The sequence below is a fragment of the Paraburkholderia sp. RAU2J genome, assembly GCF_003634845.1.
GTDB lineage: Bacteria > Pseudomonadota > Gammaproteobacteria > Burkholderiales > Burkholderiaceae > Paraburkholderia > Paraburkholderia fynbosensis.
The window spans coordinates 3,327,379-3,347,016 of the sequence record NZ_RBXG01000001.1; the positions used below are offsets into that span (position 1 = coordinate 3,327,379).

At 65.1% G+C, this 19,638-nt stretch carries 19 protein-coding genes; 5 read left to right on the forward strand and 14 right to left on the reverse strand.

The features are described from left to right. Positions 1 to 97 precede the first annotated feature (97 nt). A complete protein-coding gene (locus B0G69_RS15135; protein ID WP_121318186.1) occupies positions 98 to 1,276 on the reverse strand; it encodes a transposase in 1,179 nt (392 codons plus the stop codon). A 582-nt stretch (positions 1,277 to 1,858) separates the two neighbouring features. After that, positions 1,859 to 2,155: a YciI-like protein gene (locus B0G69_RS15140; RefSeq protein ID WP_121318188.1), complete on the reverse strand. Its 297-nt coding sequence runs from the start codon at positions 2,153 to 2,155 to the stop codon at positions 1,859 to 1,861. A gap of 438 nt (positions 2,156 to 2,593) precedes the next feature. Here B0G69_RS15140 and B0G69_RS15145 point away from each other — a divergent pair, with 438 nt between their 5' ends. The 3 genes from B0G69_RS15145 (at position 2,594) to B0G69_RS15155 (ending at position 4,597) form a co-directional block, all read left to right on the forward strand. Further along, positions 2,594 to 2,887, forward strand: a complete 294-nt coding sequence (locus B0G69_RS15145; protein WP_121318190.1) for a PsiF family protein — start codon at positions 2,594 to 2,596, stop codon at positions 2,885 to 2,887. 274 nt (positions 2,888 to 3,161) lie between these two features. Continuing rightward, a complete protein-coding gene (locus B0G69_RS15150; protein ID WP_121318192.1) occupies positions 3,162 to 3,611 on the forward strand; it encodes a hypothetical protein in 450 nt (149 codons plus the stop codon). Between the two features lie 392 nt (positions 3,612 to 4,003). After that, positions 4,004 to 4,597 (forward strand): YSC84-related protein, encoded by a 594-nt coding sequence (locus B0G69_RS15155; protein ID WP_121319442.1) that lies wholly within the window; start codon positions 4,004 to 4,006, stop codon positions 4,595 to 4,597. Positions 4,598 to 4,943: 346 nt separating this feature from the next. Here the strand turns inward: B0G69_RS15155 and B0G69_RS15160 are convergent, their stop codons facing one another. The 11 genes from B0G69_RS15160 to mltG all read right to left on the reverse strand — a co-directional run bounded on the left by B0G69_RS15160 (position 4,944) and on the right by mltG (position 16,380). Then, positions 4,944 to 6,014, reverse strand: coding sequence for a glycosyltransferase family 4 protein (locus tag B0G69_RS15160; protein WP_121318194.1), 1,071 nt, complete (start codon positions 6,012 to 6,014; stop codon positions 4,944 to 4,946). A 240-nt stretch (positions 6,015 to 6,254) separates the two neighbouring features. After that, a complete protein-coding gene (locus tag B0G69_RS15165; protein WP_121319444.1) occupies positions 6,255 to 7,421 on the reverse strand; it encodes an AAA family ATPase in 1,167 nt (388 codons plus the stop codon). A gap of 67 nt (positions 7,422 to 7,488) precedes the next feature. Continuing rightward, entirely contained in the window at positions 7,489 to 8,901 is a 1,413-nt protein-coding gene (gene otsA / locus B0G69_RS15170) for an alpha,alpha-trehalose-phosphate synthase (UDP-forming) (protein ID WP_121318196.1), read from the reverse strand. A 249-nt stretch (positions 8,902 to 9,150) separates the two neighbouring features. Beyond that, on the reverse strand, positions 9,151 to 10,374 hold the full coding sequence (locus B0G69_RS15175) for a mechanosensitive ion channel domain-containing protein (protein ID WP_121318198.1): 1,224 nt from the start codon (positions 10,372 to 10,374) through the stop codon (positions 9,151 to 9,153). A 454-nt stretch (positions 10,375 to 10,828) separates the two neighbouring features. Further along, positions 10,829 to 11,185: a Rap1a/Tai family immunity protein gene (locus B0G69_RS15180; RefSeq protein ID WP_121318200.1), complete on the reverse strand. Its 357-nt coding sequence runs from the start codon at positions 11,183 to 11,185 to the stop codon at positions 10,829 to 10,831. Between the two features lie 175 nt (positions 11,186 to 11,360). Next, positions 11,361 to 12,086: an ankyrin repeat domain-containing protein gene (locus B0G69_RS15185; RefSeq protein WP_241991333.1), complete on the reverse strand. Its 726-nt coding sequence runs from the start codon at positions 12,084 to 12,086 to the stop codon at positions 11,361 to 11,363. Positions 12,087 to 12,153: 67 nt separating this feature from the next. Beyond that, the gene (locus tag B0G69_RS15190; RefSeq protein WP_121318204.1) at positions 12,154 to 12,945 is read right to left on the reverse strand and encodes a TatD family hydrolase; all 792 of its coding nucleotides are present in this window, start codon (positions 12,943 to 12,945) and stop codon (positions 12,154 to 12,156) included. Positions 12,946 to 12,978: 33 nt separating this feature from the next. Then, positions 12,979 to 13,503 carry a GNAT family N-acetyltransferase gene (locus tag B0G69_RS15195; protein ID WP_121318206.1) on the reverse strand — a complete coding sequence of 175 codons (525 nt, stop codon included), beginning with the start codon at positions 13,501 to 13,503 and terminating at the stop codon, positions 12,979 to 12,981. Between the two features lie 117 nt (positions 13,504 to 13,620). Continuing rightward, entirely contained in the window at positions 13,621 to 14,655 is a 1,035-nt protein-coding gene (locus B0G69_RS15200; RefSeq protein ID WP_121318208.1) for a DNA polymerase III subunit delta', read from the reverse strand. Between the two features lie 94 nt (positions 14,656 to 14,749). Beyond that, positions 14,750 to 15,370: a dTMP kinase gene (gene tmk / locus B0G69_RS15205; protein ID WP_121318210.1), complete on the reverse strand. Its 621-nt coding sequence runs from the start codon at positions 15,368 to 15,370 to the stop codon at positions 14,750 to 14,752. Then, positions 15,370 to 16,380 (reverse strand): endolytic transglycosylase MltG, encoded by a 1,011-nt coding sequence (gene mltG, locus B0G69_RS15210; RefSeq protein ID WP_121319446.1) that lies wholly within the window; start codon positions 16,378 to 16,380, stop codon positions 15,370 to 15,372. The genes tmk and mltG overlap by 1 nt, the downstream gene beginning before the upstream one ends. Before the next feature lie 78 nt (positions 16,381 to 16,458). Between mltG and B0G69_RS15215 the strand changes: the two genes are divergently transcribed. Further along, positions 16,459 to 17,532: a folate-binding protein YgfZ gene (locus tag B0G69_RS15215; protein ID WP_121318212.1), complete on the forward strand. Its 1,074-nt coding sequence runs from the start codon at positions 16,459 to 16,461 to the stop codon at positions 17,530 to 17,532. A 117-nt stretch (positions 17,533 to 17,649) separates the two neighbouring features. Continuing rightward, complete coding sequence (locus tag B0G69_RS15220) at positions 17,650 to 18,495, forward strand: NRDE family protein (RefSeq protein WP_121318215.1); 846 nt, start codon at positions 17,650 to 17,652, stop codon at positions 18,493 to 18,495. Between the two features lie 135 nt (positions 18,496 to 18,630). Here B0G69_RS15220 and B0G69_RS15225 read toward each other — a convergent pair whose 3' ends face one another. Then, positions 18,631 to 19,590: an alpha/beta hydrolase gene (locus B0G69_RS15225; RefSeq protein ID WP_121318217.1), complete on the reverse strand. Its 960-nt coding sequence runs from the start codon at positions 19,588 to 19,590 to the stop codon at positions 18,631 to 18,633. Between the last annotated feature and the right edge of the window lie 48 nt (positions 19,591 to 19,638).

Consider the following 19,638-nt stretch of genomic DNA (forward strand, 5'->3'; position numbering starts at 1 on the left):
TCAGGCAACACGGTTGAATCACCACGAATGAAGCGGGAACCTGCGGCGGTTGCTCCTGACTGCCGCGGGGTGCTGCTGAACTAGCTAACCGCCGTGCTCATCCCGCGTGGGAGATGAGTTCTGTATACGTCGACGAAAAGCGATCCGATGCGCGATCTGATGTGCTGCTATTGCCGTCCGATAGCGGGGCTGCGACCGGCGCTTCACCGGGATAACGGCGCAATGGTCCACGGAATGCATTGAGCGGACCGTGCAGCGGCGCGCCATGATTCACCGCGACCGGCTCCGGCACGTGACGCAAGGCGGGCAACGGACGTGCCGTTTGTCTAGGCGCATAGGCCGAGGGCGCATGAGCCGCGCTCGCGGATTCGGCCGCGGCCTGCGTCGCGCGTTCCCGGTCGATCCACTGCTGCGCCCAGTCGAGCGCGTACTGCTCGGCCTCGTGCGCATCGGCGAAGCGCGGGCCGACGAGGCCGGAGCGCTCGACGCGCTTGCCGTCCTTCATGATTTCCGCCCACGCGCGATACATCTCATTCGGCACCTGCTCCGCCACGACGTAGATCAGATAGCCGTGCGGGCCGGCGATCTGCATGCCGCGTGGCGCGAGACTCAGTGACAACGGGCTGCGCTGATCGTCCGGCGCATGCGCGTGACGTGCCGACGCGATCGCCGAATTCAACTGGCCCATCGCGGTGCCGACCGCACCCGCTTCGCCGAAATCGGCAGACACAGCGGCACGCATGGCGGACGTTGCAGAGCTTGCCGGCGCGCGCGCCACCGGCGTCGCTGTCGCCAAGCCGGACAATTGCCGCGTCATATCGGCGATCGGATCAGCCGAGCGCCAGTTGGCGAGCGTGCTCGACACGCCCGGCGCCTGCCACGACTCGGGACTCTTCCAGGACACGCCACGCAGACTCTCGTCGCGCATGCTGGGTGTTTCCGCGACCGGCGCTGCGGGTTTGGCCGCGACGGGCGGCGCCGGCTGGGGGACGTACGCGAAAGTGCGCCCGGTCTGCGACAACAACCGGACCATCTCGAGCAACGTGCCGTTCAGTTGCCATTCCTCAAACCGGCGACGGCACGTGGGACCCGACGGATAGCGGCCCGGCAGTTTCGACCAGGGCTCGCCGGTAGTCAGAATCCACAGGACGGCATTCGCCACGATACGCGGTTCGGCGCGGGGCCGGCCGCGTCGGTTCAGACGAACGGCCGGCTCATCGGAGACAAGCGCTGCCAGCAGCGCCCATTCGTCATTGCTTAGCTCATCGAAAAACATTGGATTTTCTCCACGCGGCCTGGCCTGGCCGCGGCGTTGGACCTGCCACGGATTCAGCTTTCACGATCCGTGTGCGGCCCTCGGTTGCACAAATATGTTTGGTACGTTCAGTTGGCTGGTCAATACCGCCCTGACTTAGTGCGGTTTGTCCCTATTGCGAAGCACAGAACGTGGTCTCACTCGTGCATGGGAGAATTTGTGCACGAAGCATACCATCCCAGGGTTTGCGTGAGTACAGCTGAGACAAGTGTTACGGATAGAAACAATCTTGTCCTTTTCACTGCGCCTTTGCACCCATTGCCGTCACACAAGTGTAGACAGAATCTGACAGCGAAGCGTCGTATTGCACGGCACAACAACGCGCATACCGGTCGAATAAGATTTACCAACCCTACACGTGATTTTGAAGCGCATTTCAATGCGTTATGACAGTGCGCGAATGGCCGGCGCGCAACGGGACGGTCGCGCTGACTGCGTCTATGCATGACGCAAAATGATGGGTTGCGATGGGCGCACGCCGTGCCTGCGCATGCGCTCTCTTTCTCGTGACACGGCATCTCGACGAGGCCTGTTGACCCGCTTCTAACGAGTCGGTTTGGCGGCGTTCTCACCGACCACCGTCGTCCACTCGCGCACGCGCCAACGCGTCACGAGTCCGGCGAGCACATACGGATCCTTTCTGGCAAAGGCTTCGGCGGTAGCGGAAGAGTCGCTTTCGAAGAGCAGCACCGCGCCGTCCGTGGGGTCGGCTAGCGCGCCGGCAAGCAGCAGTTCGCCGCGCTCCGACGCCGCCCACGCGAGTTTCAGATGCTCGTCCCGATACGCCGGACGCCGTTCCAGGTAGTCGGAAACGAAGTCGTACATCAGCAGATAGTGCATGGCGAGCCCTCCTATGGCTGGCTAGAGATGGTGAACCGCAGCGCGTTGGCCTCAACATCACTCATCTGATTCACCTCAGAATTTTATGCCGATTTACTATTCATTTGCATTCGCAGCAATGCTGAATACATTTCAACCTTTCCATCAATGGTCCAAATAGTGGATAAGTCGATTCCGTGAAATAAGCTCAATTAATTGATCTGGATTGCATAACATATTTCCACGCGGGCCTCATTCGCCCGTTTCAAACGGCGACGGGCAGCGCGGCCCCCGTCGCGTCAGGGAAAACGAGCGTGAGCACCTGTCAACCGGAATGCGCTTTTGTCCGTTCAGGCAGACAGCATTTGCCATAATGGACGTGCCGGGGGGGCGCTGGATGCCGTTGACGCCCACGCGCATGAACGACCAAAAACGTTTTCACCACCGATGGAGTGTCACATGAAAATCCAATCCGCTATCGCTACGCTGGTGCTGGGCGCGGTTCTCGTTTCGCCGGTGTTCGCGCAGAACAGCCAGCAAACCAAGATGGCCGACTGTAACAAGCAGGCCGGCGACAAGAAAGGCGACGACCGCAAGGCGTTCATGAAAACCTGCCTGTCCGCGAAGCCGGCGGCCGCGCCGATGACCCAGCAGGAAAAGATGAAGGTGTGCAACACGCAAGCCACTGGCAAGAAAGGCGACGAGCGCAAGGCCTTCATGAAGACCTGCCTGTCGTCCACGCCGGCTAACTGAGTACGACCGAAATGCAGCGCATCGGCGCCATGCAACGAGCATGATGACCGGGCGCTGATTGCTTGAACACGGCCGCGCCGACATCCGCTTCGACGTCTCGCGCGGCCTCCCGCTTCCTCCCGCTTCCCTCGCCTCTCACCCCCTTCTCAGTCCGACCGCCTGAACCCGCCGTTTTCTTCTATGATGGCTGCGGAGACGGCCCACCCCCATATACAAACATTAGACGGGCCGCCATCTTGTCGTTGGTGCTGCTGAGCATCGATTGGAGGCAAGGATGGTATCGAAGCATAAAAACCGCTGGTTGAGGCGGTGGCTGCTCGTCATCGTTTTCTGGGCCGTGCCCGTGGCGATCGTCGCGGTCAGCGAGATCCGCGAGGAAATGGCGTATAACGCCGTCGACCTCGACCGCGCGCTGACCACCTGGAATTTCACCGCGGCACAACGCGCGGCCGGCGCGGCCGCGCGCTGCCGCGGCAAGCCCGACGAGGCCAAGGCCGCCGGCTGTCCCGCCGACGTGCTGGCCGCCAATGCGCCGCGCCAGCAGGACGCGCGCAACGAGTACAGCGTGCGCCGCACGACGCTGATCGGGTATCTGTGGCATGCGTTCGTCGGGTACTGGGTCGTGCCGGCGGTCGTGCTGCTGCTGATCGGCATGCTGATCGGCATGGTGCGCCGCGCACTGCGGCGCCCGCCGCCGGTCAAGAGTCCGGCGAATCATGGATGAGGCGGCGTCGCGGCGGCGCCCTCCCAACCACTCATCGAATGCGGCGTTCAGGCAACACTTCCGTTTCGATTTTCAACGCCTGAGTTCGGCCCAAAATCGGTAAAAAGCACTTTTCTGCCGGACGCCGAGCGTTTGACCAACGTGCGGCCGCGCGCGACGCAGCCCTCCTAGGAAGCCAATCAAAACGCCACACAGGCCCTTTCAGGCCAGCGCAGAGGCAGGTCAAAATTACAGTACGACCTCTTGCAATCAGCCGCAAAGCCCCGTCACACAAGGCTTCTCGCCTGCCGGCGAAGTGCGCGTTGGCGCTCGCCTGTGATATAACTCAAAGGCAACCCGGCGACATCGCCCCCATGTTGCGCCCCGGAACTACACGGAGAAAAACGATGACGATGCAAAGACGAAACTTCATGCTGAAGACTACCGCTGCGCTCGCTTTCGGAGGCATTGCACTCGCTGGCTGTACGACCACGTCTTCCAGCAGCAGCAACAACACGCCTGCCATCGATGCCTCGAAGCGCCACTCTATCGACGCCGCCGTCGACGGCACGCTGTCACGCCTCTTCACGACCGTGAAGGGTTCCCGCGAACTGGTGTCGAAGGCGCGTGGCGTGCTGGTGTTCCCATCGGTTCTGCAAGCAGGCTTCATCGTCGGTGGCCAGTACGGCGAAGGAGCGCTGCGCGTGGGCGGCGCCTCGGTCGGCTACTACAGTACGGTTTCCGGGTCGTTCGGCCTGCAGGCGGGCGCGCAATCGAAGGCCATCATCTTCCTGTTCATGACGCAGGACTCGCTCGACCAATTCCGCAATGCGGATGGCTGGTCGGTCGGCGGCGAGGCCTCGGTCGCGCTGGTGAAGGTCGGCGCCAACGGCTCGATCGACACGACCACGGCAACCGCCCCGGTCCAGGTATTCGTGCTGACCAATGCGGGTCTGATGGGCGACCTGTCACTGCAGGGCACCAAGGTATCGCGTCTGAAGATCTGAGCGCGCTATCCGGTTGGAAGATCTGCGCGGTAAGCGTCTGATCCGCCCGGTTGCGTAAGCGGGCGGAGGCCGGATCAGACGCGGGGCCGCGCGGTCTGCAGTTGCAGGGCGGCAGGCGGGAGTGTCGCGGCGGCAGGTTCGTTCAGGCTGCCGGCCGCCGCTCATCCTCGCGTCGAGGCTGTCCTTCGGGGCCTGTGCCGCAAAAGCCCGGCGGCGAGCCAAGGCAATCGTTCAGCATGAAGCAGCAATGAAAAACGGCGGTGCGCATTGCACACCGCCGTCCTTTTTTCTCCGTGCCGCGCATGTGAGTCCGCGGACTCGATGCAGCGTAGTCGAATCCGCCGCGTCAACTTCCCGACGACGTATCGATCACCTTGAAGCGCGAACGCTTCTGCGCGCGAATCACCGACTGATACGCATCCACGTACTGCTGTGCCATCCGGTGCGAAGTGAAGCGCTCCTCGAAGCGCTGCCGCACGCCCGCGCGCGGCATCTTGTGCAGACGGTTGACCGCCGCCACCGCGCCGATTTCGTCCTCGACGATAAAACCGGTCACGCCGTCTTCGATCACTTCCGGCACCGAGCCGCGATTGAACGCGATCACCGGCGTGCCGCACGCCATCGCCTCGATCATCACGAGACCGAACGGCTCCGGCCAGTCGATCGGGAACAGCAGCGCATGCGCGCCCGACAGGAATTCGGCCTTCTGGTTATCCGCAATCTCGCCGATGAACTCCACGTATGGCAAGTCCAGCAGCGGCCGGATCTCGCGTTCGAAGTACTCGCGGTCGGCGGTGTCCACTTTCGCGGCGATGCGGATCGGCATCCCACAACGCCCGGCAATGCGGATCGCGGTGTCGACGCGCTTTTCCGGCGAGATGCGGCCGAGAAACGCAAGGTACTTCTGCTCGACCGGCTGCGGCGTGTAGAGCTGCTCGGGCAAGCCGTGATAGACGGTGGTGAGCCAGCGCGCCTGCGGCAGCGGATGACGCTGCGCGTTCGAAATCGAGATCACCGGCGCGGTGTTGAAAGTGTCGAAGACCGGCTGCTGCTCGGGCAAATCGAGGCGGCCGTGCATGGTCGTGACGAACGGCGTCTCCTGCCGTTTGAACACCGAGAACGAGTAGTAGTCGAGGTGAAAGTGCAGCACGTCGAACTCGTCGGCCTGGCGGCGCACCAGTTCCATCAGCAGCATGTGCGGCGCGATGCGGTCGCGGATGCCGGGGTCCAGACGCAACGCGCGCGGCCAGACCGCTTCGAGCTTGGCGCTGGTGACGGAGTCGCCGCTCGCGAACAGCGTCACGTCATGGCCGAGCTCGACGAGCGCCTCGGTAATGTACGACACGACGCGCTCCGTGCCGCCATAGAGCTTCGGCGGCACCGACTCGGTCAGGGGGGCGATCTGCGCAATCTTCATATTATGTGTCTCCATGGACTGACGGCTTGCGCCTCATGGCGGTGCACGTCAGCGACGCCGAGTATGACAGCGCCCTTCACTCCGATCAATGCAGCGTCGCGAGGGTGACGCAACGACGCGTGCTCCACCGGCATCGGAGCATTATTCCCTGGCGTCCGGCCAAAAAGCCCCTCACCTTGCATTTGCTCTGCGCTGTTACAGTCGGCTTACATCCGGCCCGCCCCTCTTCGGCCCGAAAGACTAGCGCGCGGGCCATTTCCATGCGGGCAATTCAAGGTCGTCGGCATCGGCGAGGCGCGTCGCACCGAAGTGTTTCTCCAGCACGATCGACTGGCTCGCCTCCTCGCGTTCGAGCGCCGCGATCAAGCGCGCCGCATGCGACACCACCAGCACCTGCGAATCCGCCGATGCCCGCGCGATCAGACGCGCGAGCGCCGGCAGCAGGTCCGGATGCAGGCTCGTCTCCGGTTCGTTCAGCACCAGCAGTGCGGGCGGACGCGGCGTGAGCAAGGCCGCGACCAGCAGCAGATAGCGCAAGGTGCCGTCCGACAATTCCGCGCCTTTCAGCGGCCGCAGTAGACCATCCTGACGCATGGCCACTTCGAAGCGGCCGTCGTGCGTCGTGACGTCCAGTTGCGAGCCGGGAAAGGCGTCGTCGATTGCCGCGTCGAGCGCGGCCGGGTCGCCGATCTCGCGGATGGTCTGCAAGGCCGCCGCGAGGTCCGTGCCGTCGTCGGACAGCACCGGCGTATGCGTGCCGATTTGCGGCAGACGCGCAGGCGCTTCGGCGTCGGTGCGGAAATGATCGTAGAAACGCCACGAGCGGATCTGCTCGCGCACCGTGACCATTTCGGGTGCGCTGCGCGGGTCGGAGAACTCCGTCATCATGCTGTCGAAACTGGCGACCGGTTGCGGAACGGTCTGCCAGTCGCCGTTGCCGTCACGCGTGCGCAAGGCGACGCCGTGGCGGTCGACCAGCAACGCCGAAGGCCGCAGCAGCGCTCCGCTCCAGATGCACTCGCGTTTGATGACCGGGTCGAGCTGGAATTTGCTCGACTCCTGTGGCGTCGGCAAGCCCAGATCGATCGCGTAGCTGAACTCGTCGCTGGCGAAGCCGAGCCTGAGACTGACCGGCTCCTTGCGGCGCGTCCCCTCGACTGGCGACTCGCCCGCCAGCATCGCGCGCGAAAAGCGCTCGGGGCCGGCCCACAGCGTCGACGGCAAACCGCCTTCGCGCGCGAGCGATGTGATCACGCCGCCGCGCGCGGTCTCCGCCAGCAAACGCAGCGCGCGATACACGCTCGACTTGCCGCTGCCATTCGCGCCGGTGATCACGTTCAGGCGGCCGAGCGGCACGATCAACTCGCGCAACGACCGGTAGCCCGCGATGGCCAGCGCGCTCAGCATGCGCTTGTCCACCGTGCGAACGCGAGCGGCGGCAGGTCCGCCGCCGTGACGCCATCCCCATGCGCCATCACTTGTGGCCGCCGCCGTTGTTCGGCTTCTGCGCCGGCACCTTGCGCAGATCGCTCAGGAAGGTGTCGCGCCACACGCCGAGGTCGTTCTTGCGCAGCGCCGCCATGTTGATCTCATGCCGCCGTTGACGCGCGTCGAGCGGCATCTGCAAGGCGCGCTGCAACGCTTCGCACATGCCGATCGCATCGTGCGGATTGACCAGCAACGCGCCGCTCAACTCCGCCGCCGCGCCCGCGAACACCGACAGCACCAGCACGCCGGGGTCGTCGGGATTCTGGGCGGCGACGTATTCTTTCGCGACCAGGTTCATGCCGTCGTGCAGCGGCGTCACGAAGCCGATCTGCGATTCGCGAAACAGCGACATCAGTTTCCAGCGGTCGTACTGCTGGTTCAGATAGCGGATCGGCGTGTAGTCGAGGCCCGAGTAGCGGCCGTTGATTCGGCCTGCTTCGTATTCGAGATCCTGGCGGATCTTCTGATAGGTGGCGACGTCCGAGCGCGTGGGCGGAGCGATCTGCACCAGCGTGACGTTGCCGCGCCATTCGGGCGAACGCTCCAGCAGATGCTCGAACGCGCGGAAGCGCTCGACGAGTCCCTTCGAGTAATCGAGCCGGTCGACGCTCATGATCAGCTTGCGGCCTTCGAGGCTCTGCTTCAGGTCGAGCACGTGCTGGCGGCTTTCATAGCGCTTCGCCTGCTCGGCGATTTCGTCGGGGAACACGCCGATGCGGTAGACGCCGGTGCGCAGCTTGCGCCCGAACGCTTCGACGAGGCCATCCGCGCTCACCGTGCCGCGCGCGTGGCGCGTCACGTAGTCGTGGAACGCCTGCTGGTCGGTGGCGGTCTGGAAACCTAGCAGGTCGTAGCACGACAGCGATTTCACCAGTTCTTCGTGCGGCGGAATGTTGAGCAGGATCTGCGGCGCGGGAAACGGAATATGCAGGAAGAAGCCGATGCGGTTCGTCACGCCCTCGTTGCGCAGCGCCTCGGCGAACGGGATCAGATGGTAGTCGTGAATCCAGATGATGTCGTCGGGTTCGAGCAGCTTGATCAGCTTGTGCGCGAGCCATGCGTTGACGCGCCGGTAGCCCGCATACTCCTCGCGCTCATAGCGCGCGAGGTCGTTGCGGTAGTGGAATACCGGCCACAGCGTCGCGTTAGAAAAGCCGCGATAGTACTGGTCGTAGTCCTTGCGCGTCAGTCCGACGGTCGCGAAGGTTACGGCGCCGTCCTGTTCCAGCGTAGGCCCCGCATTGGCGACGGTCTCGCTGACCACGTCGCCGCTCCAGCCGAACCACACGCCTCCCGCGTCCTTCAGCGCACCGAACACGCCGACCGCGAGGCCGCCCGCCGATCCTTTGGTTTCCGTCGGTGTGGCGACGCGATTCGACACGACGATCAGTCGGCCCATGTTGCATGTCCTCCTTGGTTCGCACGGCGCGGGCGGGTGTGCCTTTGGCGATGCCGGCGGCGGTGTTGCGAGTTGCGCCGCCGTTGCCCGAAGCGCGCTGAAGCATGCCGTTGCCGCGCCAGGTTCGTGAGTGAGTGGACGGTTCGACCGCAAGAGGGCTGATCGGTTCAGGCACGCAATGTAAGCGGGGCACGGTGCCTGCTCACGCACTCACGCACTCACCAAGGTATGCGTTACCCGGCGCGCCCGCTACACTTTTTCCTTCGCCTTCTGCACAGCCTCCGCCGCGCCAGGCCGTCCAAACCGGCTGGCCACCGGATCGGCCTCGGTATGCGCGGCCGTGCTGCCGGCCGGCGCCTGCGCGCTGCGCGGCACCCAGTCGATCTGCTCGTTCGTGCTGGTTTCAACCTCCGCCGACACGTCGGCACGCGTACGCGGCAAGTACTGCGGATAGTGCCGCTGGATGAAGTCGAGCAGCCCTTCGCGCACGCGGCAGCGCAAATCCCAGTTCAGGCCGGAATCGAGCGAACTGACGAGCGCGCGCAATTGCATCGCGCGTTCGGTGCCGTCCGTGACCTGCAGCACCTGCACGCGGCGGTCCCATTCGGGCGCGCTCTCCACGATGCGCGCCAGCTCTTCGCGCAGCGGCGCGAGCGGCATCCGGTAATCGACGAACAGAAACACCGTGCCGATGATCTGCGAGCTGCTGCGCGTCCAGTTAGTGAATGGATTTTCGATAAACCATTGCAGCGGCACGATCAGCCGGCGCTGGTCCCACAGCCGCACCGACACATACGTACCGGTAATTTCCTCGATACGCCCCCACTCGCCCTGAATCACGACGACATCGTCGAGCCGGATCGGCTGCGACAAGGCAATCTGCAAACCGGCGATCAGATTGCCGAGCACCGGCCGCGCCGCAATACCGGCAACCAGACCGGCCACACCCGCCGACGCCAGCAGACTCGCGCCGACCTGGCGGACATTCGGGAAAGTCATCAGCGCGCCGCCCGTGCCGACGATCACGATCAGGATCATCACCGAGCGCGCCAGCACCCGGGCTTGTGTATGGATGCGGCGCGCCTGCAGGTTGTCGGCGCTATCGAGCGGATGGGCGCGAATGATCGCCTCGCCGATGGCCGCCGCCGAGCGCACCGACAGCCACGTGAGCGCGGCGATCAGCGCGATCGCGGCGACGTCGCGAATCGGCTCGATGTACCTGAGCGTATCGGGCGCCTCGGACCATACGGCTTCCAGCACCAGAATCACGAGGACGAACAGCGACGGCTTGTCGATGTAGCGCAGCACCACGCTGATGAGCGGATGCGGCCGCGCAATGCGCATCACGACGCGCGCGCCGACCCGGTGAATGGCGACGGCCACCGCCGCCACGATCACCGACACGATCAACGCGCCGAACCACGTGTGCAGCGGCGCTTCGGCGACGAGGCTGAGGTCGTCGAGAGTAGACATGGGGGGTATGTTCCTCCTGGCTCGAGTGGTAGACAGGACCGCTGCGCGTGGCGCGTGGCCGCGCCGTTGGCGAGGTACCGCCTGCTGCGCTGCGCTGCGCGCCGGGCCGCCGGCCGACGCCGCGGCGCACTGCCGACGCGGGCGCATTGCTGAGTCGGGGGCCCGCCGCGCCTGCCCTTTCGGCGGCGTTGAACAGGCGGCCTGCTGCTCCATGCCCGCGTGGCGCATCAGCGGACTACCGTCATCTTAGGTCTCAATCGCCGCGCAATGGCGAATCGGGCACAAGCCCCCAGTTGCGCAGAGGGGCGTTCCGGTCTTCAACCGGCTTTGAAGCGGACGCCCCGGCGCGGAGTTTCAACCCCGCGACAGGCCGGCCCGCATACGAAGACATTGGCCGGCCACGACGCCCGCCCGCGTGCAGCACGCAAGCTCGCAGCCCGGCCGTTCAGATCACTCACTCGCTGCTCTTGCAGGGGAACGCCTTGCCGAGGCCCAGCGAGATCGCCGTGCTGGCGTTGTAGCCCGCGACGATCGGATTTTCCGCGATGTACTTGCGCACCGCGTCGGTCAATTGCGCCGAGCGCGCGTCGGGCGGCAGGCAGAAGTACTGGCCGACCCGCGGGCCGGTGGTGCCGCCGATCGCGTCAATGGTGTTGAAGATGCCGTCGGCGGCGCCTTCGATATAGGCGGCGCAGGCGCTACGCGATGCTACATCCGTCTTGGTGCACAGCTTGTTGAGGTCGCCCCCCGTAAACGCGGCTGCCGATAGCGGTACGGCAAACGCGCTGGCGAAAATCAAAGCCCGCAGCATGGTGTTCCTTTCGAGGGTCATTTATCAGGCGGTCTTTCGCCGCATCGAGACGGCGCGCCACCTGGCGCGCCAAGTCGTCATTCTGCACTGTTTTAGGCAAGCGCAGCAGGCAGCCCGCCGCCATCTTCAGGCCAATGCGCGGCGAACTGGACGAGCGGCCAGGCCGCCGCACCGTTCACTTCTGCTGCATTTGCTGCAGCCGCGCGCTCAGGCCTTCGACTACGTCCGGCTCCTTGTAGGTCTTCGCGAAATCGAGCGCCGTCATGCCGATCTGGTTCTTCACCGTCAAATCCGCGCCGTTGTCCAGCAGCAGTTTCACCGTCGACACATGGCCCCCGCGCGCGGCCATCATCAGCGGCGTGGTGCCGTTCGGCGAACCCGCGTCGACATAGGCCGAATGGTCGAGCAGCACCTTGACGATGTCGTCGTGGCCGTTCGCGGCCGCGTAGTGCAGTGGCGCCCAGCCCTTCTTGTTGACCTCGGCGTCTTTCGCGATCAGCAGGTTGACGAAGTTCAGGTCGCCGGCCAGCGCGGCCATCATCAGCGCGTTCTCGCCGGCTTTGTCTTCGATCTCGATGTTGGTTTTCGGGTTCGCGAGCAGCGCCGCGCCCACCTTTTCCGATTTCTCGCGCGCGGCGATCACCAGCAGCGGAATGCCCTGATTGTCGACGCTGTTCGGGTCCATGCCCTTCGCGAGCAGCTTGTTGACGCCGTCGACATCGTCGAACTTGACCGACTTGATCAACGAGTCGATCGGCGCCGCCTGCGCTGGCGCCGCGACCAGCGCGCTCAGCGCCGCGCAGGCGAAGGCGGCTGCGAGCGCGGCACGCGATGCGCCGCGGCGCGCCGAAGCCAGCGCGCCGCGCCCGGCGGAAGTCGATTGGAAGGCAGGGGTCGACATCGGAATATTTTTCATATCTTGCTTTAGGAAACTTCCCTATCCTTTTGATATTACTAGGCTTTATGAATTACGCGCCGGTTTGAGCCGGAATCTTGAACAGCCGGAAGAAGTTTTGCGTGGTCGCGGCGGCCAATGCTTCGTCCGGCATCTCACGCTGTTGCGCGATGAAGCGTCCGACATAACTTACGTACGCAGGTTCATTAGGCTTGCCGCGATACGGCACCGGCGCGAGGTACGGCGAGTCGGTTTCGATCAGCAGGCGCTCGAGCGGCACGCGGCGCGCGACGTCCTGCACCTCGGTCGCGCTCTTGAACGTGACGATGCCCGACAGCGAGATGTAAAAATTCTGCGCGAGCGCCTGCTCGGCCACCGCCCACGGCTCGGTGAAGCAATGCATCACGCCGCCCGGCTCGCTCGCGCGTTCCTCGGCCATGATCCGCAGCGTGTCTTCTGCCGACGAGCGCGTGTGGATGATCAGCGGCTTCCTGGTCGCATGCGCGGCGCGGATGTGCGTGCGAAAGCGCTCACGCTGCCATTCCATGTCGGCGATCGTGCGGCTTTCGAGGCGGTAGTAGTCGAGCCCGGTCTCGCCGATCGCGACCACTTTCGGATGCGCGGCCAGCTCGATCAGCTCGGCGAGACTCGGCTCACGCATGTCCTCGTGATCAGGATGGACGCCGACCGACGCGTAGACGTTCTCGTACCGGCTGGCGATGTCCAGCACGGACGGCAGCGTCTCCAGATCGACCGACACGCACAGCGCATGCGTAACCGAATGGCTGCGCATGTTCTCGAGCACTTGCGGCAGGCGGTCGGCGAGTCCTTCGAAGTTGATGTGACAGTGCGAATCGACAAACATGGTGAGGTCCTGCGAAAAGTGGCTTGAGGCGGATCAGGCGGCGGCGTGAGCCGAATCGAGGCGCTTGCCGAGAATCACGAGATCGCGCTCCACGCCGTCCAGCACGGCCACGCGCGGCAGCGAGCCCCACGTGTCGAAGCCGAAGCCGCGGAACAGCCGCAGGCTTGCGTCGTTGTGACCGAACACGAAGCCCAGCACGGTGTCGATGCCGAGCGCCGGCGCCGCCGCGAGGGAGGCCGTCAGCAGCTTTTTGCCGAGGCCCTGGCCGCGCGCGCTTTCGTCCAGATAGATGCTGACCTCGGCGGTGCGCAGGTAGGCCGGGCGGCCATAGAAATCCGAAAAGCTCAGCCACGCGATCACCCGGGCAGGCTGTTGCGGGTCTTCCACGACCCACAGCGGGCGCTTATGGGGGTCGTGCGCGTGAAACCACGCGAGCCGGCTTTCGACCGTGACCGGTTCGAGGTCGGCCGTCACTTGCCGCGACGGCACGGTCGAGTTGTAGATGGCGACGATCGCGGGCAGATCGTCGAGCGTGGCATCGCGGTAGGCAAGGCTCATGGTGCTTATATCTGAAATGAAAGACCGATTACGGGACCCATGACCGGGCCGGGGCGCGCAGCGCAAAGCCCGTTCCGGCCTGGGCGGCGAGCGGCTTGCGCTCGCCGCCGGTGCGGCTTAAGCGAACAGCTCGCGGTAGCCGATAAACAGTTCCTCGAACACCAGCCGCGCGTTCAGCGGATGGTTCTCGACGGCGCGCTGACGCGTCACGGCGCGGGTGAAGCGCGCAAACGCGCTGGCATCCGCCTGTGACGCGCAGCGCGCCAACGCCGCCGAGGCCTGCGGAAAATAACGCGGCGCGCCGGCGGTGCGCTGCGCCAGCAGATCGTACATCCAGCGCTGCAGCCAGCCCAGTACCAGTGGCACCGGCAGCTTCTGCAGCGCCTCGCCGCAGGCAAAGGCATCACAATCTGGACCCGCGGCGAGCTGCTTGAGCGTCCAGTCGCGCAACGTGCGGTTTTCGTCGCTGGCGAGCGCGAGTGCCGCGAGCGGCGCACCGCCGGCTTCCGCGAGCAGCGCGGGCGCTTCGGCGACGCCTTGCGCGGCCAGCCACTTCGTCGCCACCTCGGGCGCGGGCACGCTCATCGGCCACTGGCGGCAGCGGCTGATGATGGTGGGCAGCAAACGGTCGATGCGCGCCGACACCATCAGGAACACGACGCCCGCCGGCGGCTCTTCCAGCGTCTTGAGCAGTGCGTTGGCCGCCGCGATGTTCAGCGCTTCGGCCGGATACAGCACGACCACGCGCGCGCCGCCGCGATGCGAGCCGACGCCGACGAAGTCGAGCAGCCCGCGAATCTGTTCGATCTTGATTTCCTTGCTGGGCGTGCGGGTCTTCTTGCCTTCGTCGGCGTCGGCTTTGTCGGCTTTTTCGTCGGCGCCGCCGCTCAGGCCGGCTTCGGCCGCGAGCGCCTCGGGCACGACGATCCGGTAGTCGGGATGATTGCCCTGCGCGAACCAGTTGCAGGCCGCGCACGCGCCGCACGGCTCGCCATTGGCCTGCTGGGCCTCGCACAGCAGACCTTGCGCGAGATGCTGCGCGAAGCGCAGCTTGCCGATGCCCGCCTGCCCATGCAGCAGCAATGCGTGCGGCCAGTGGCCGCGCAGCTGCTGCAGGCGGTTCCAGTCATCGGCTTGCCACGGATAAATCATTGTTTCTCTTTGAAATCAATCAGTTGAAAGCGTTGCGTGAGTTTTGACGTGAGCTCTGGGCGTTGTTATAAAAGGAAATTATATTTCCTTAAAATCAAATAGTTGAAATCAATTCTTCAAGTTGCTTCTGAATGCGCACGATGCTCAGCGAAGAATCGATGATAGCGAAACGGTAAGGCGCCTCTTCCGCGCGTCGCAAATATTCAGTGCGCGTGCGTTCGAAAAACGCCGCCGACTCGCTCTCGAAGCGGTCCGGATCGCGCGCCGCGCTGCGCCGTTCGTTGGCGATCTCGGGCGGCAGATCGAACAGCACGGTCAGATCCGGCTGAAACCCGCCCTGCACCCAACGCTCCAGCGCTTCCAGCTTGTCGCGCGGCAAGCCGCGGCCGCCGCCCTGATAGGCGAACGTGGCGTCGGTGAAACGGTCGGACAGCACCCAGTCGCCGCGCGCGAGCGCCGGCTCGATCACTTCGGCCAGATGCTGGCGGCGCAGCGCGAACATCAGCAGCGCCTCGGTTTCGAGGTCCATCTTCTGGTGCAGCACGATCTCGCGAATCTGTTCGCCAAGCGGCGTGCCGCCCGGCTCGCGCGTCATGACGACCGAGCGGCCGGTACTCGCGACCTTCTCTTCGAGCCGTTCGCGAAACCAGCCGAGGTGGGTCGTCTTGCCGGCACCGTCGATGCCCTCAAACGTAATGAATTTGCCCCGCGCCATCATTGCCCTCGAATGTATTTATCCACGGCTTTGTTGTGATCGCCGAGGGTGTCTGAAAAGATGCTGCTGCCGTCACCGCGCGACACGAAGTACAGCGCGGTGCTTTGCGCCGGATTCAGCGCCGCCTGCAGCGACGCGACCCCGGGCAGCGCAATGGGAGTGGGCGGCAAGCCCATTCGGGTGTAGGTATTGTAGGGAGTGTCGGTCTGCAGGTCTTTCTTTCTGATGTGCCCGGTGTAGCTCTCGCCCATGCCATAGATCACGGACGGGTCGGTCTGCAGCGGCATGCCCGTGCGCAGGCGGTTCGCGAACACCGCGGCCACCATCGGCCGGTCCGAGGCTTTGCCGGTTTCCTTTTCGATGATCGACGCCATCGTCAATGCATCGTACGGCGTTTTGTACGGCAGGTTCGGCGCGCGCGCGAGCCAGGCTTCGTCGAGCCGCACGCGCATGAGCCGGTAGGCGCGACGGTAGATCTCGAGATCGCTCGCGTTCTTGTCGAACAGATACGTGTCCGGGAAAAACAGCCCTTCGCCCGTACCGAGCGAGGCCTCGGGCGCGCCGATCGCCGTCAGCAGGTCGGCGTCGCTCATGCCGAGCGTGTCGTGTTTGAGCGCCGGATTGGCGTCGAGCTCGGCGCGCATGCGCTTGAAGGTCCAGCCCTCGATGATTGTCGCCACGTATTCGTTGACGTCGCCTCGCGCGATTTTCTGCAGCACTTCGTATGGCGTCACGCCCGTCTTCAACTCGTAGTTGCCTGATTTGAGATCGGTCTGCAAGCCCAGCAGCCGCGTCATGAGGATGAACAGCTCGGGTTCCACCGGCACGCCGCCGCGATTGAGCTGCAGCGCAACGCTGCGCAGGCTGCTGTGCGGTTTGACGGTCACGTCGAGTTGCGCGGGGGTCAGATCGAGCGGGCTGGTTGCCCAGTGATATCCGCCAGCAAGTGCGGCTGCGGCCAGCACAACGACGATTGAGCCGGCGACGAAACATTTCTTCAGAAGGGACATGCGAAACGGGACATGGGTGGACTGCATATAATAGCTGTTTGCCTTAGCTAAAGTCAGAATTGACTGTTCCCGGGATCCATGAACACACCGCTCGCTACCGCTCCAGGCACTCCTTCAGGCACTCCGTCCAGCACCGCGCCGGGTTCCGCCGCTGCGCTCGCCGTGCTGCCGCGCCCGTCGGCCGATGAATTCGACGCCGTGCTCCATCACGGCGCCTACATGCCGCTCACGCAGTTCGGCGTGATCGACGCCACCGGCGACGACGCGGCGAGCTTCCTGCACGGCCAGCTGACCAACGACACCCAGCACCTCGACGCCGCCAACGCGCGGCTCGCGGGCTACTGCTCGGCGAAGGGCCGCCTGCTCGCGTCGTTCCTGACGTGGCGCAGCGGCGACACGATCCGCCTGCTGCTGTCGAAGGACGTGCAGCCCGCGGTGCAAAAGCGGCTGTCCATGTTCATCCTGCGTGCGAAAGCGAAACTGGTCGACGCGAGCGGCGAACTCGCGGTGGTGGGTCTCGCCGGCAACGTCCGCAAGGCGTTGTCAGGCGTGTTCGACGCGCTGCCCGACGGCGTGCACGTGCAGGTGGACGGCACGGCGGGCTCGCTGATTCGCGTGCCCGATGCGCTCGAGCGGCTGCGCTATCTGTGGATCGGCCACAAGGCGCAGGTCGAGGCGCTGCTGCCCTCGCTCGACGGCCAGCTCGAGCGCGTGTCGCCGGCCGTGTGGGACTGGCTCGACATCCGCGCGGGCGAGCCGCGCATCACGCAGCCCGTGGTCGAGCAGTTCGTGCCGCAAATGGTCAACTTCGACGTGCTCGGCGCGGTGAATTTCCGCAAGGGCTGCTATCCCGGCCAGGAAGTGGTCGCGCGCAGCCAGTATCGCGGCACGATCAAGCGGCGCACGTCGCTCGCCAACGTGGACGGCGAACTGGCGGACGTCAGGCCCGGCGCGGAACTGTTCCACTCGGACGATCCGGGCCAGCCGTGCGGGATGATCGTGAACGCGGCGTCTGCGCAAGGCGGCGGGGTCGACGTGCTGGTCGAGATCAAGCTCGCGGCGCTGGAAAGCGGCTCGGTGCATCTGGGCGCGGCCGACGGTCCGGCGCTGCGCTTTCTCGCGCTGCCCTACGGCTTGCCGACCGAACTCTGACGTCTTGCATGGTTCGACGCGGCGCCCTCAGCCGCCGCTTTTTTTGCTGGCCGCTTTCGCTCACCGCCTTTGCCGGCCTCTTCAACGCCCACGCCCTTCAGCGGGAGACGCCCCCCGATGTGCCTGATCGTTTTCGACTGGCGGCCCGATGCGGTCGACGGCCCGCTTTTCACGCTCGCCGCGAATCGCGACGAATTCTTTCGCCGCACGGCCGAACCGATCAGCTGGTGGCAGGACGCGCCGGGCGTCCTGGCCGGCCGCGATCTAGTGGGCGGCGGCACATGGCTCGGCTTGTCGCGCGACGGCCGCTTCGCCGCGCTGACCAATTACCGCGCGCCGCACGAAATGCGCGCCGACGCGCCGACTCGCGGCACCCTCGTGAGCGACTGGCTAAACGCTTCGGCGCGCGCATCGAACGGCTGCCCGCACGAGACCCCGCTCGCGTATCTGCAGCACGTCGCACAAACCGGCGACATCTACAACGGCTTCAATCTGCTGGTGGGCGACTGGGCGCGCCGCGAACTCGCCTGGTATTGCAACCGGGCCGAGCGCGCGCCCGCTCTGCTCTCGCCCGGCACGCACGGCATCTCGAATGCGGTCCTCGATACCGCGTGGCCGAAACTCGTGAAAAAGCGCGCCGAGCTCGGCACGCTGCTCGCGCGCGACGCCATGCCGCCGCTCGAACGTCTGATCGATCTCATGCGAGACCCGCGTGTCGCTCGCGACGACGAATTGCCCTCCACCGGTATTCCGCTCGAACGCGAACGGGTGTTGTCGGCGGCGTTCATCGAGTCGCCGGACTACGGCACGCGCGGCACGACCGCTTTGCGGGTGACCGCGCATGGCGAGGTGGTGAGCGTGGCGATCGCCGAGCATAGCGACGACAATGGCTCGCATCGGATCGTGCGGCCCGGCGATTTCGAGCGCAGCTTCGCGTTCAACATCGAACGCGAGATTGCGTGAAATAGTTCGGCGCGCTCCGTACTGCTGCGCGCCTCGTCTTCTTTCACCGCTCGCAGCGGTCGTGCGCAAGACCGGCTGGCCCGCTTCGTCACAGCGTGACGACGATCTTGCCGATGGGCGTCGATCGCGCCGCGGCTACTCCACCCGAAACGCCGCCCGCAACGCCGCCGCGGCATCCGCATGCGCCTTCGTGACATCGGGCACAAAGCCGCCCATCTTGAAGAACTCGTGGATCATGCCCGGATAGCGCGTGAGCACGACTTCGTTGCCGAGCGCGCGCAGTTTGCGCGCATACGCATCGCCTTCGTCGCTCAGCGGATCGTATTCGGCGGTCGCGATCCATGCCGGCGCGACGCCGCGAAAATCGGGCGCGCCGCGCTCGCCGTCGAGCGGCGCGAAACGCCAGTCGTCGCGATCGCTTTTGTCGCGCACGTACTGCTCGAAGAACCATTGAATCGTCTCGCCCGAGAGCAGGAAACCGTCGGCGAAGCGCGCGTGCGAATCGGTTTGCTGATAACCGGTCGTGCCGGGATAGATCAGCAATTGCAGCGCGAGCCGGATGCCGGCGTCGCGGGCAAGTACCGCGCAGACGGTCGCCAGCGTGCCGCCCGCACTATCGCCGCCGACCGCGAGCCGCTCCCCGTCCACGCCGAATTGCGCGGCGTGCTCGTGCAGCCAGCTCAACGCGTCGAACGCGTCCTCGACCGCGGTGGGGAATTTGTGCTCGGGCGCGAGCCGGTAATCGACCGACAACACCGTGCATTGGCCGTCGCGCGCGAACATCCGGCACAGCGCATCGTGCGTATCGACACTGCCTACCGTGAAGCCGCCGCCGTGGTAGTAGACCAGCGCCGGTGCGGGCTGGGCCCAGCTCGGCTCGACCGCCTGGTACAAACGGGCGCGAATCGCCGCGCCGTCGCGCGTGGGAATGAACAGGTCGTCGAGTGTGAACATCGGCGCGCTCGCGATCTCCAGGATCGGCGCGCTGTTCTCGTACGCCGCGCGCGCCTGTTGCGCGGTCATCTGGTGATACAGCGGGCGCTTCGCCCGCGCGATCATGTCGAGTATCTGCTCGATCGTTGGATTCAGCGGCATGGTGCGCGTGGTGGACCGGAAGGCGCCTGTGCGCCGGAGGTTGGAAAA

What these genes read in the sequence shown, in the direction of transcription:
- B0G69_RS15135 (WP_121318186.1), bottom strand. Translation starts at nt 1,276, where the DNA reads ATGTTTTTCGATGAGCTAAGCAATGACGAATGGGCGCTGCTGGCAGCG.
- B0G69_RS15140 (WP_121318188.1), bottom strand. Translation starts at nt 2,155, where the DNA reads ATGCACTATCTGCTGATGTACGACTTCGTTTCCGACTACCTGGAACGG.
- B0G69_RS15145 (WP_121318190.1), top strand. Translation starts at nt 2,594, where the DNA reads ATGAAAATCCAATCCGCTATCGCTACGCTGGTGCTGGGCGCGGTTCTC.
- B0G69_RS15150 (WP_121318192.1), top strand. Translation starts at nt 3,162, where the DNA reads ATGGTATCGAAGCATAAAAACCGCTGGTTGAGGCGGTGGCTGCTCGTC.
- B0G69_RS15155 (WP_121319442.1), top strand. Translation starts at nt 4,004, where the DNA reads ATGCAAAGACGAAACTTCATGCTGAAGACTACCGCTGCGCTCGCTTTC.
- B0G69_RS15160 (WP_121318194.1), bottom strand. Translation starts at nt 6,014, where the DNA reads ATGAAGATTGCGCAGATCGCCCCCCTGACCGAGTCGGTGCCGCCGAAG.
- B0G69_RS15165 (WP_121319444.1), bottom strand. Translation starts at nt 7,421, where the DNA reads ATGCTGAGCGCGCTGGCCATCGCGGGCTACCGGTCGTTGCGCGAGTTG.
- otsA (WP_121318196.1), bottom strand. Translation starts at nt 8,901, where the DNA reads ATGGGCCGACTGATCGTCGTGTCGAATCGCGTCGCCACACCGACGGAA.
- B0G69_RS15175 (WP_121318198.1), bottom strand. Translation starts at nt 10,374, where the DNA reads ATGTCTACTCTCGACGACCTCAGCCTCGTCGCCGAAGCGCCGCTGCAC.
- B0G69_RS15180 (WP_121318200.1), bottom strand. Translation starts at nt 11,185, where the DNA reads ATGCTGCGGGCTTTGATTTTCGCCAGCGCGTTTGCCGTACCGCTATCG.
- B0G69_RS15185 (WP_241991333.1), bottom strand. Translation starts at nt 12,086, where the DNA reads ATGTCGACCCCTGCCTTCCAATCGACTTCCGCCGGGCGCGGCGCGCTG.
- B0G69_RS15190 (WP_121318204.1), bottom strand. Translation starts at nt 12,945, where the DNA reads ATGTTTGTCGATTCGCACTGTCACATCAACTTCGAAGGACTCGCCGAC.
- B0G69_RS15195 (WP_121318206.1), bottom strand. Translation starts at nt 13,503, where the DNA reads ATGAGCCTTGCCTACCGCGATGCCACGCTCGACGATCTGCCCGCGATC.
- B0G69_RS15200 (WP_121318208.1), bottom strand. Translation starts at nt 14,655, where the DNA reads ATGATTTATCCGTGGCAAGCCGATGACTGGAACCGCCTGCAGCAGCTG.
- tmk (WP_121318210.1), bottom strand. Translation starts at nt 15,370, where the DNA reads ATGGCGCGGGGCAAATTCATTACGTTTGAGGGCATCGACGGTGCCGGC.
- mltG (WP_121319446.1), bottom strand. Translation starts at nt 16,380, where the DNA reads ATGTCCCTTCTGAAGAAATGTTTCGTCGCCGGCTCAATCGTCGTTGTG.
- B0G69_RS15215 (WP_121318212.1), top strand. Translation starts at nt 16,459, where the DNA reads ATGAACACACCGCTCGCTACCGCTCCAGGCACTCCTTCAGGCACTCCG.
- B0G69_RS15220 (WP_121318215.1), top strand. Translation starts at nt 17,650, where the DNA reads ATGTGCCTGATCGTTTTCGACTGGCGGCCCGATGCGGTCGACGGCCCG.
- B0G69_RS15225 (WP_121318217.1), bottom strand. Translation starts at nt 19,590, where the DNA reads ATGCCGCTGAATCCAACGATCGAGCAGATACTCGACATGATCGCGCGG.